Consider the following 10,858-nt stretch of genomic DNA (forward strand, 5'->3'; position numbering starts at 1 on the left):
CCGCAGTCGCAGCGCAGCGACCCGAACACGTCGCCGGTCAGGCACTCGGAGTGCACGCGGACCAGCACGTCCGCGCCGTCGCTCAGGTCGCCGTAGACCATCGCCACGTGCTCCGCCGAGTCGTGGGTGGAGCGGTAGCCGAACGCGGTGAACACGCCGTGCTCGGTCGGGATGCGCGTCTCGACGACCCGCTCGACCTGCTTCTCGTGGTGCCGCCGGTAGGCGATCAGGTCGGCGATGGAGATCAGCGGCAGGTCGTGCTCGGCGGCGAACTTCTCCAGGTCGGGCAGGCGCATCATGGTGCCGTCGTCGTTGACCAGCTCGCACAGCACACCGGCCGGGCGCAGGCCCGCGAGCACCGCGAGGTCGATGGCGGCCTCGGTGTGGCCCGGGCGGCGCAGCACGCCGCCGGCCTTGGCCCGCAGCGGCACGACGTGCCCGGGGCGGGACAGGTCGCCGGCGGTCGTGTCGACCGAGGCCAGCAGCCGGATCGTGTGGGCCCGGTCCGCGGCCGAGATGCCGGTGGCGACCCCCTCACGGGCGTCGACCGTCACCGTGTACGCGGTGCCGCGCCGGTCCTGGTTGGTGTGGTACATCGGCGGCAGCTCGAGCCGGTCGGCGTCCTCCTCGGTGAGAGGCGCGCAGATGTAGCCGGACGTGTAGCGGACCGTGAACGCGAGCAGCTCCGGCGTCGCCAGCTCGGCGGCGAAGATGAGGTCGCCCTCGTTCTCCCGGTCCTCGTCGTCGACGACCACGACCGGCTTGCCCGCCGCGATCGCGGCGACGGCCTCTTCCACTGTGGACAACGTCATGACCTCTCCCCCAGGAGCCGTTCGACATACTTCGCGATGACGTCGACCTCGAGGTTGACGAGGTCCCCGATCTGCTTGTGCCCCAGCGTGGTCAGCGACAGCGTCGTCGGGATCAGCCCGACCGAGAACGTGTCGTCGCCCGCCTCCATCACCGTCAGCGAGACGCCGTCGACGGTGATCGAGCCCTTCTCCACCACGTACCGCCGGATCGCCGCGGGCAGCTCGAACGTGACCGTGGTCCACTGCTCGGCCGGTTCCCGACCGACGATCCGGGCGACGCCGTCGACGTGCCCCTGCACGAGGTGGCCACCGAGCCGGGTGTCGAGCCGGGCGGCGCGCTCGAGGTTGACCGGGTCGCCGGGGTGCAGCTCGCCGAGCGACGAGCGGCGCAGCGTCTCGCCCATCACGTCGGCCGTGAACCCGTCGGCGGAGATCTCGACCGCGGTCAGGCAGACGCCGTTGACCGAGATCGAGTCGCCGTGCTTCAGGTCGTCCACGACGGTCTTGCCGCGGATGGCGATCAGGCCGGAGTCCTCGCCGGTCGGCGTCCAGCCGACCATCTCGCCGAGCTCCTCGATGATGCCGGTGAACATCGGGTCAGCCCTCCTTCTTGCGTGGCACAGCGGTGAACCGCAGGTCAGGGCCGACCCGCGTGACGTCGATGAGGTCGAGGTCGATGACCTCGCCGATGGTCGACACGCCCGCGTCGGCGAGCGCGGCCGGACCGGCGCCGAGCAGCTTGGGCGCGAAGTAGCCGACCACCTTGTCGACCAGCCCGGCGCCGAGGAACGCCCCGGCCAGTCGCGGGCCGCCCTCCAGCAGCACCGAGCGGACGCCGCGGACGGCCAGGGCCGCGAGCAGGGCCTGCAGGTCGACCTTGCCGTCGGGGCCGGCGCCGACCGCCTCGGCGGTGGCGATCCAGGTCGGCGCGGCGTTGTCGCGGACCTTGGCATTTGCGGGGGTACGCCCGGCGCTGTCCACGACCACACGCAGCGGCTGGCGGATGGCCAGGGAGCCGTCGCGCAGGTTGCGCGCGGTGAGCCGGGGGTCGTCGGTGAGCACGGTGCCGATGCCGACCATGACGGCGTCGCTGGCGCAGCGCAGCGCGTGCACGTCCATGCGGGCAGCCTCGGAGGTGATCCACATGCTGGTGCCGTCGGCGGCGGCGGAGCGCCCGTCGAGGGTCGCGGCGTACTTCCAGGTGACGAACGGCCAGCCACGCCGCACGCTGGTCAGCCACGCGATGTTGCCGGCCTCGGCCTCGGGCTCGCGGACGCCCATCACGACGTCGACGCCGGCGGCCCGCAGCGTCTCGGCGCCGCCCCGGGCGACCGGGTCCGGGTCGGCCACCCCGACGACCACCTTCGCGACGCCCGCGTTGATCAGCGCACGCGTGCAGGGGCCGGTGCGGCCGGTGTGGTTGCAGGGCTCCAGCGTGACGACCGCGGTGCCGCCGCGCGCCCGCTCGCCAGCCTGTGCGAGCGCGACGATCTCGGCGTGCGGCCCGCCGGCGTACGCGTGGAAGCCCTCGCCGACCACCTCGCCGGCCGCGTCGAGCAGGACGCAGCCGACCACCGGGTTGGGGCTGGTGGTGCCGAGGCCCCGCGCGCCGAGCTCTATCGCGCGTCGCATCGCCTCGTCGATCGAGACGCCGCCGCTCGCCATGCCCGTTTCCTTCCCGTTCGCCGTGGTCACGCGGCGCGGGCAGGGTGTGGGAAAGGGCAGCAAGCGCGGCTCGGGACGGCACAGCACAGGCCGCCCGACGGCGGCGCCGGAGAACGGCGCGGCCATCCGCCCTCGCGCTGTCTCCCATCCGGACTGTCTGGGCCGCCTTCGTGGCCGCCCAACCGTCGGCCCTGGGTTCTCACCAGGTCCACCGCTCGAGGATGTGGCTCTCGACCGGGTCGCGGGCTTACCAGGGGCCAGGCCAGGCCCCCGGATCACCGCCGGTTCGGAATTTCACCGAGTCCCGCCAGCGCGTGGTGGGTTGGGTCAAGTCTTACACGCAATCCTCGGAACGGCGATCGACAGGCGACCTACCTCACATGCGGCGCCGCCCACGGACACGGCCGGGCAAACCGCTCAGCCGGCCGAAAGGCGGCGGTCGACGGCCACGTACGAGCCCGGCTGGCTCTTCGCCACGCTCTTCATCTCGTTGGCCAGCGCGATGATCTCGCGCGGGTCGGTGAACCGCCGCTCGCCGCTGGACAGCGCCACCCCGATGGAGAGCGTGACCAGCGCGGCCCGCTGGATGTTGTTGCGCCGGTCGCGCACCTCGACGTACCCGCGGGCCGCGTCCCGCTCGTCGTAGAGCCCGTCCGTGGTCTTCTCGAAGTCGAGGACCGCCTGCTCGGACAGCGGCCTGACCTGCGCCGGCGCGCAGACGATCACGAAGTCGTCGCCGCCGATGTGGCCGAGGAACGCGGGCGGGAGGCCGGCCGCGATGACCGCCCGGTGCAGGCTGCGGGCCAGCGCGCCGATGAACTCGTCGCCGCGGCCGAAGCCGTACACGTCGTTGACGCTCTTGAACCGGTCGATGTCGATGTAGGCGACCGCGTAGTCCGCGCCGGTGCGCACCCGGTCGGTGATCTCGCGGCCGATCCGCGTGTTGCCGGGCAGGCCGGTCAGCGGCGAGACCTCCCGGTATTCCCGGTTGCGGCGCAGCGTGGACTCGACCCGGGCGACGAGCTCCGACGTGTCGAACGGCTTGACCATGTAGTCGTCGGCACCGGCGGTCAGGCCGAAGACCTTGTCGACGGTCAGCCCCTTGGCGGTCAGCATGATGATCGGCAGCGCGGCGGTCATCGGGTCGGCGCGCAGCCGGCGGGTCAGCTCCACCCCGTCGATGCGCGGCATCATCAGGTCGACCACGCACAGGTCGGGGCGGGCCGCCTCGATGACCTCGAGCGCCTCCTGCCCGTCGGCGGCGTGCATGACGTCGAAGCCGTGCAGCTTGAGGCTGATGCCGACGAACCGGGCGATGTCCTCGTCGTCGTCGACGATCAGGATGAGACCGAGCTTGTTGGCCGGCTCAAGCGCGACCTCGTCGCGTTCACTCATGCCGCCGCCTTCCTCCGGTCGGCGGAGCAAGAGCGAGGCTCACTGAGCCGCCCGCGCTCGCTGCGCTCGCTCATGACTGCCCGGCCGCGAGGGCTCGTAACCGGCGGATCGCGGCGGCGGGGTCGTCGGCGCCGTAGACGGCGGTGCCGGCGACGAACGCGTCTGCGCCCGCCGCCGCGGCCTGCTCGATCGTGTCGGCGGCGATCCCGCCGTCGACCTCGATGCGCAGCTCCAGGTGGCCGCTCTCGCGCGCCGCCCGCACCTTGCGGACCTTCTCCAGCAGCTCCGGCAGGAAGCGCTGCCCGCCGAAGCCGGCCTTGATGGTCATCACCAGCAGGGTGTCGAAGCTCGGCAGCAGCTCCAGGTAGGGCTCGATCGGGGTGTCCCGGTCGATCGCCAGGCCGGCCTTGGCGCCGGCGGCCCGCAGGTCCTTGGCCAGCGCGACCGGGTTCTCGCTCGCCTCGACGTGGAAGGTGACGTTGTATGCCCCGGCGTCGGCGTAGGCGGGCGCCCAGCGGCGCGGCTCGTCGATCATCAGGTGCACGTCGAACGGAAGCTGCGAGACCGGCCGCAGGCTCTGCACCACCGGGAGCCCGATCGTCAGGTTCGGGACGAAATGGTTGTCCATGACGTCGATGTGCAACCAGTCGGCCTCGTCCTCGACCAGTCGCACCTCGTCGGCGAGGTGGGCGAAGTCGGCGGCGAGGATGCTGGGGGCGACGATCGGCGACGGTCGGGTCACCGGGCCAGTGTACGAACCCGGCGCCGTTCCCCGTAGGGTTGCCCTCGACCCGGCCCTGGGGAGGGATGCGCGGATGCGACGGCGGTGGACGGTGGGCCTGGCGGGCCTGGTGGCGACCCTCGCGCTCGCGGCCTGCGGCAGCAGCCCGGCCGGCGTCGACGGCGACCTGTCCGACGACTGGCGGCCGATGAGCGAGCCGAAGCCGTTCGTGCCCGACGCCGGCGTCTGCCACCCCACGGCCGTGGAGTCCGGCTACCTGGCCGCGTACGCGCCGGTCGACTGCGCCGCCACGCACATGACCGAGACGGTCCACGTCGGAGAGTTCACGCAGGCCGGCGGCAAGCCGCCGGAGGCGGGCGAGAAGACGTACCAGGCGGCGTTCGGGGCGTGCGAGGCGAAGGCCCGCGGCTACCTCGGCGGCGACTGGCGCACGGCCCGGCTGGCCCTCGGCCTGGTGCTGCCGGCGCCGGAGGCGTGGCAGGGCGGCTCCCGCTGGTACCGGTGCGACGTCGCGGAGACGCGCTCGCTCGACGACAGCAGCATGGCCTCCCGCGAGGGCTCGCTGAAGGGCGCGCTCGCGAAGGCCTCCCCGCTGCACTACGGCTGCTTCACGCCGAAGATCTCCGACGAGGTCGTCAAGGAGATGGCCGCGGTCGACTGCAAGAAGGCGCACCGCAGCGAGTTCGTCGGCATCTACGACGCCCCGAACAAGCCCTACAAGACCTTCATCGACGACGGGGAGGCCATCCACAAGGCGTGCCTCGAGACCGTCGCCGACTACGCCGAGCTGCCCAAGGACAACAACCTGGCGTTCCGCACGGGCACGATCTACTACTACCCGACCGCGGCCGAGTGGGACATGGGCAACCGCGGCGTGAAGTGCTTCTCCTGGGACAGCGGGCGCACGTACACCCGCTCGATCAAGGGTGGCGGCACCGCGCTGCTGCCGGTCAACTAGGCGGCTCGACCGGCCCGGCCTGTGCGACGACGCGGACCGCGGCCCGCGGCTGCGGTGGCAGGCGCAGGCCGGGTGGCGGGTTGTCCACCAGCGCGGGGTCGAACGCCGGCCCGGCCTCGGGCGCGTCCTCGGGCACGACCGAGTCGGCGAAGCTCACCGCGCCGCCGGAGAACTCCGCGTCGAGGAACGACACGTCGGAACCCGTGAACTCGGCCTCCGCGAACGAGACGTCGCCGGCCGAGAACTCCGCTCCCACGAACGACACCGTGTCGGCCTCGAACCGGGCGCCCTCGAAGAGGACCTGAGCCCCGGAGAAGCTCGCCTGCCGGAACGACACCGCTCCCCCTTCGAACACGACCCCGGTGAACGAGACCTCCCCGCCGGAGAAGTCGGTGAGGTCGAGGGAGATCTGGCCGGCCGGGATCGTCGCCTCCTCGAAGGACACCACCCCGCCGGAGAACTCGGCCTGCTCGAAGGAGACCCCGCCGCCGGAGAACACCGCGTGCTCGAAGGAGACGTTGCCGGCGGAGAAGACGACCTTCTCGAACGACAGGCTGCCGCCGGAGAACTCGGCGTGCGCGAAGGAGACGTCGCCGCCCGCGAACGCCGCCCCGCCGAAGTCGATGTCGCCGTCGGAGAACCGCGCCGTCTCGAAGGACGTCTCCCCGCCGGCGAACGCGGCCCGGTGGAAGGACACCGTGCCGCCCGCGAGGTCGGCACCGGCGAAGGACATCTGGCCGCGCTCGAACCGGGCGCCGGAGAAGTTGAGCTGCGTCGCGCCGTCGACCGTGATGCGACCGAGGTCGCCGCCCTCGAAGACCGCGCCCGTGAAGTCGAAGGAGTGCCCCCGCCAGCTGCCGTCGCTGTCGGTGGGCAGGCGCAGGTGGTCGCGGACGAGGCGCAGCACGGTGTGGCGCACCTCGCGCTCCTCCCGCGGGTCGCGGGTGGCCGCCGACCCTTCGCCGCCCGACTCGGTGTGCGGCATGCGCAGGTAGGCGCAGAGCACGTCGATGCAGGACTGGCGACCGTCCCGCCAGTCGTCGGCCAGGGCCGCCATCGCGTAGACCCCGGCCAGCCGGACCGCCGCCTGGGTGTCGCCGAGCAGTTCGGCGGCCTTCGCGAACCGTTCCGTGAACAGCTTCGTGTCCTCGCGGTACTCCGCGGCCTCGCCGTGCTGCTGGCGGCGGTAGGCCACCGTCAGCGCGACGACCGCGCCGAGGCCGCCGACGATCGACAGCACGATCTTCAGCGCGTCGAGGGTGTTCTGCGTCGTCCACCGCCCGGTGCCCACCGGCGGCACGCCGCCCGGCAGCGGCGCCGGAGCCGCGTTGCTCACGTCCGGCCGGCCGAACGCCTGCCACAGCAGGAATCCGATCAGCAGTGCGACGACCATCGACAACACGAGCAGCAGACCGACGTGTACGAACAGCGGCAGCTGCACGGCCGCCGGGCGGCGCCGGCGGCGGTCCGCGGGTGGCCGGGCGACCCACCACAGCCGGGCGATCAGCCCGGCGACGGCCAGCAGCGCCACCGCCGGCCAGATCCCGCCGAGAAAGCGCAGGACCGCCAGGACGACCCGACCCCACCACGCGGGTGCCACCAGGATCACCGCCGCCACGCCGGCGAGGGCGGCGGCCACCAGCCGCACCCGCTGCCCGGACACGTTGCGGAACAAGGAGATCCGGGTCTGGCTGTCCATGTTGACCATCGTCACCCATCCCCCGCCAAGAACAATCCGCCCGGCGGGTCGTATAACCGACTCACTCCTCGAACGTGACATCCTCCGCCGACCCGCGGCCCGCACGACCGGCCGCGGCGTCCACGAGCCAGGCCAGCATCTCCGGCAGCACCTGCATGGCGCCGAAATGGGCCGTCTGCGCCTGCACCCGCACGTCGGCGCGCGGGATCCGGGCGGCGAGCCACCGGGTGTGGCTGGCCGGCGAGAAGTTGTCGTCCGCCCCGTGCCACAGCAGCACCGGCGGGCGGATGTACTCGGGCCGGAAGCCCCACTGGGCGCGCAGCGCCAGCACGTCGTCGATCCACCCGTACGGGCCGGCGCGCAGGGCCTCCAGATAGGTCTGCGCGAGCAGCGCGCGGATCGCGAAGTCGCCGACCACTCGCAGGTCCGGGTCGGTCATCTGGCTGCGCAGCTCGTCGACGAGCTGGTGCGGGTCCCGCCGCGCCCGGTCGGCCCGCAGCCGCAGCCGCTCGACCAGCTTCTGCCGGTCGAGGCTGGCGGTCCGGTAGCCGCTGACGTTGGCGTCGGTCATGCCCTGGAACCAGTCGAGGCCGTGCGCGTTCGCCGGCGCCAGGCCGACGAGCACGACAGCACCCGTGACCCGCTCCGGCAGGAGGGCGGCGGCGGCCAGCGCGTGCGGCCCGCCACCGGACCGGCCGACCACCGCGAACCGGTCGATGCCGAGGTGGTCCGCGATCGCCTCGATGTCCTTGGCGGCGTCGGCCACGCTCCGGTCGGGATCCCGGTCGGAGCCGCCGTACCCCGGGCGGTCGTAGCAGATGAGCCGCACGCCGAGCCGGTAGAGGACGCTGGCCCGCGGCTTCGGCCCGACCCGGCTGCCGGGAGTGCCGTGGAGGAGGAACACCGGCCGCCCACGGGCGTTGCCGGACACGTCCATCCGCAAGGTGCGCCCGTCCCAGGTCTCCACCCGGTCCATGCCCCCGCCTCCCGGCTCGCGATCGTGGTGGTCAGAACAGGTGCGGGTCGAGCGTGCGGTGCAGGTACACCCGCTCCCCCGCCGCGCGGACGGCCGGATGCTTGGCGCCGAGCACGGCTTCGAGCCGCCCGAGCGGCTCCTCCGGACGACCCGTCATCAGCGCGAGGTTGACCTGCCCGCGCAGCGTGTCCGGGTGGTCCGCGCCCAGCACCCGGGCCGCGTCGACGGCCACCACGCGGGCCAGCTCACCCGCGGCCGGCATGTCGCCCTCCTCGGCGCGCAGGATCGCGAGGTTCATCCGCACGGCCAGCGCGTGCGGGTGGTCGGGGCCGAGCACCTCGCGCAGCCCCCGGTCGGCCTCCTCGCACAGCGATCGGGCGAACGTGCGGTCGCCCGCGCTGCGGCTGGCGACGGCCCGGTTGTTGGCACAGGCGAGGGCGTACGGGTGTCGCGGCCCGAGGTCGCCCTCGTACATGAGCTGGACGTGCTCCAACTCGGCCGCGGCGCTGCCCAGGTGCTCGAGCGCCACGAGGTTGGTCGCCCGGCTGTGCCGGCAGGCCAGCGTGTACGGGCTGTTCGGGCCGAGCCGCTCGTTGAGCTGCTCGTACGCCTCCTCCAGCAGCGGCGCGGCCAGTTCCGCGAGCCCGGCGCAGCGCAGCGAGACGGCCAGGTTGGCCGACGCGAGCAGCGTGGGCACCGCGTCCGGGCCGAACGTCTCCTCCGTCGCGGCGCGCACGGTCCGCAGCAGCGCGACGGAGTTGCGGTACTCGCCCCGCTCGCGCAGGTCGCGCCCGAGCGCGCCGGCCGAGGCGAGGGTCCTCGGATGCCGGTCGCCGAGGACGGCCCGGCGGCGGTCGTAGACCTGCTGGTCCGCGTCGCCCGCCGACCGGACGTGCCCGGCGAGACGCAGGGAGGTGGCGAGGCTCGACCGGGCCGTGAGCGTGGCCGGGTGGTCCGGGCCGAAGGCGGCGGTGCAGCTGGCGACGGTCCGCTCGGCCAGGGAGATGGCCTCGGCGTAGCGGCCGAGCGCGCGGAGGTCGGCGGCCACGCCACCCGCCGTCTCCAGGGCGTCCGGGTGATCCGCCGCGGCCACGCGCTGCTGCTCGGCCAGCACCTCCTGGTCGAGCGCGTACGCCGGCTCGAACCCGCCCTGGTCGCGGATGAGACCGGCGAGCATGTGGCGGAGCCGCAGCGCCTGCCCGGGCAGCCCGTCCCGGGTGTCCCCGAGCCACGCGGCGCCGGTTCGGGACGCCAGCTCGTGGCCGGTCGCGAGGTCGCCGCTCAGCCACGCGTGCCGCACCTGGTCGAGCAGCAGCTCGCGGACGGCCGGGTCCGCGCAGTCCACGGCGGCGCAGGGGGCGAGGTGCGGCCACAGCAGCCGCAGCCGCGGCCACGAGGCGGGATCCTCCGGGCCCGCGGCCGGGCGCATCGCGGCGAGCACGCCGTGCATGCGGTGCCGGATCTCGTCGAGGTCCGCGCCGGACAGCTCGCGGCGCACGAGGTGCTGCAGCAGCGGGTGGACGTGGATCTCCCGCGCGCCCACGTCGAGCCGGAGCAGCGCCAGGCGGTTGATGTGCTGCACGAGCAGGGCGCGGTAGGGCCGGGTGGCGGTCGCGGGGTTCACCCCGGCGAGGGCGGCGGCGAACTCGTCGGCGTAGACGATGTCGAGGCCGATCTCCGGCGCCAGCGTCGCGAGGTGCAGCAGGAGGTGGAACCCCGGCGGGTACTCCTCGCGCAGCCGCTCCAGCGAGCGCGACCAGGCCTGCTCGACGCCCGACACGCCGGCGTGTGCCACCTGGCGCACGTACTCGTCGACGGGTGCGCCGGTGGACGACAGCCACTCGCCGGCGGCCCGCAGCGCCAGCGGCAGGTCACCGACGGCGGCCGCGAGGGCCATCGCCTGCTCCGGCTCGATCATCGGCAGGTAGCCGCGGAGCAGCCGGATGCTCGCCGGCCGCGGGAGCACGTCGATCGACAGTGCGTGCACGAGGTCCTGCCACGGCGTGTCCCGCGAGGTCAGCAGCAGGTGTCCCGCGCCGGCCGGCAACCGCTGGATCACCCGTTCGAGGTCTCCCGCGTGGTCGTGGACGACCAGCCACCGGGGGTACGAGCCGCCGGCGGTCAGTGGCGGCGCGGGGTCCGCCGGCGCGTCGTCGTCGAGCCAGAACACGACGTCGTACGCGCTCGCGAAGCGGTGTGCGTACTCCAGCGCGATCGCGGTCTTGCCGACGCCGCCCATGCCGCGCAGCACGACCGGCACCGGCCAGGGCAGGCCGTCACCCCCGTGCGCGCGGAAGTGGGCGCGCAGGCGGCGGATCTCGTCCTCGCGGCCGGTGAAGCGGGGGTTGCGGGCGGGCAGGCCGACCGTCTGCCGGCCCTCGCCCGGAAAGCGGACGCCGAGCTTGGCCGGGTCCAGGTCCGCGCCGATGCCCGCGTGACCGACCAGCCGCAGGATCCGCTCGATGGCCTCGCCGGCGCCCAGGCCGACGACGTACGCCGACGCGTGCGGCTCGAACGCCGGCAACGGCGCGACGGCGTCGACGTAGACGGCGAGCGCGCCGCGGTCGTCGCGCGCGACGAGGGCGGGCGGGCCGGCGGCGCGCGCGGGCGA

The 10,858-nt window shown here is 73.7% G+C and carries 9 protein-coding genes; 1 reads left to right on the plus strand and 8 read right to left on the minus strand.

Going from position 1 to position 10,858, the window contains the following annotated elements; genetic code table 11:
- The 5 genes from ribB to rpe all read right to left on the minus strand — a co-directional run.
- Positions 1-812, minus strand: an 812-nt coding sequence (gene ribB, locus AB0H87_RS30510; protein WP_360153247.1) for a 3,4-dihydroxy-2-butanone-4-phosphate synthase, incomplete at its 3' end; no start/stop codon positions are given.
- The gene (locus tag AB0H87_RS30515) at positions 809-1,405 is read right to left on the minus strand and encodes a riboflavin synthase (RefSeq protein ID WP_360153250.1); all 597 of its coding nucleotides are present in this window, start codon (positions 1,403-1,405) and stop codon (positions 809-811) included. The genes ribB and AB0H87_RS30515, both read right to left, overlap by 4 nt.
- Before the next feature lie 4 nt (positions 1,406-1,409).
- Positions 1,410-2,477: a bifunctional diaminohydroxyphosphoribosylaminopyrimidine deaminase/5-amino-6-(5-phosphoribosylamino)uracil reductase RibD gene (gene ribD / locus AB0H87_RS30520; RefSeq protein WP_360153253.1), complete on the minus strand. Its 1,068-nt coding sequence runs from the start codon at positions 2,475-2,477 to the stop codon at positions 1,410-1,412.
- A 417-nt stretch (positions 2,478-2,894) separates the two neighbouring features.
- Positions 2,895-3,872, minus strand: coding sequence for a response regulator (locus AB0H87_RS30525; protein ID WP_360153256.1), 978 nt, complete (start codon positions 3,870-3,872; stop codon positions 2,895-2,897).
- Positions 3,873-3,942: 70 nt separating this feature from the next.
- On the minus strand, positions 3,943-4,614 hold the full coding sequence (rpe, locus tag AB0H87_RS30530) for a ribulose-phosphate 3-epimerase (RefSeq protein ID WP_360153259.1): 672 nt from the start codon (positions 4,612-4,614) through the stop codon (positions 3,943-3,945).
- A gap of 73 nt (positions 4,615-4,687) precedes the next feature.
- Here rpe and AB0H87_RS30535 point away from each other — a divergent pair, with 73 nt between their 5' ends.
- Positions 4,688-5,572 (plus strand): septum formation family protein, encoded by an 885-nt coding sequence (locus AB0H87_RS30535; protein WP_360153262.1) that lies wholly within the window; start codon positions 4,688-4,690, stop codon positions 5,570-5,572.
- Here AB0H87_RS30535 and AB0H87_RS30540 read toward each other — a convergent pair.
- The 3 genes from AB0H87_RS30540 to fxsT all read right to left on the minus strand — a co-directional run.
- Positions 5,565-7,271 carry a hypothetical protein gene (locus AB0H87_RS30540; RefSeq protein ID WP_360153265.1) on the minus strand — a complete coding sequence of 569 codons (1,707 nt, stop codon included), beginning with the start codon at positions 7,269-7,271 and terminating at the stop codon, positions 5,565-5,567. The two genes, AB0H87_RS30535 and AB0H87_RS30540, sit on opposite strands and share 8 nt — an antisense overlap.
- 61 nt (positions 7,272-7,332) lie before the next feature.
- Positions 7,333-8,247: an alpha/beta fold hydrolase gene (locus tag AB0H87_RS30545; RefSeq protein ID WP_360153268.1), complete on the minus strand. Its 915-nt coding sequence runs from the start codon at positions 8,245-8,247 to the stop codon at positions 7,333-7,335.
- A 31-nt stretch (positions 8,248-8,278) separates the two neighbouring features.
- Positions 8,279-10,858: FxSxx-COOH system tetratricopeptide repeat protein (gene fxsT / locus AB0H87_RS30550; RefSeq protein ID WP_360153271.1), on the minus strand; the 2,580-nt coding region annotated here is incomplete at its 5' end.

It is taken from the genome of Asanoa sp. NPDC050611, from assembly GCF_040654855.1.
In the GTDB taxonomy this organism is placed as follows: domain Bacteria; phylum Actinomycetota; class Actinomycetes; order Mycobacteriales; family Micromonosporaceae; genus Asanoa.

Coding starts and splice junctions, on each gene's coding strand:
- AB0H87_RS30515 (WP_360153250.1), bottom strand. CDS start 1,405: ATGTTCACCGGCATCATCGAGGAGCTCGGCGAGATGGTCGGCTGGACG.
- AB0H87_RS30540 (WP_360153265.1), bottom strand. CDS start 7,271: ATGGACAGCCAGACCCGGATCTCCTTGTTCCGCAACGTGTCCGGGCAG.
- AB0H87_RS30535 (WP_360153262.1), top strand. CDS start 4,688: ATGCGACGGCGGTGGACGGTGGGCCTGGCGGGCCTGGTGGCGACCCTC.
- ribD (WP_360153253.1), bottom strand. CDS start 2,477: ATGGCGAGCGGCGGCGTCTCGATCGACGAGGCGATGCGACGCGCGATA.
- AB0H87_RS30545 (WP_360153268.1), bottom strand. CDS start 8,247: ATGGACCGGGTGGAGACCTGGGACGGGCGCACCTTGCGGATGGACGTG.
- AB0H87_RS30525 (WP_360153256.1), bottom strand. CDS start 3,872: ATGAGTGAACGCGACGAGGTCGCGCTTGAGCCGGCCAACAAGCTCGGT.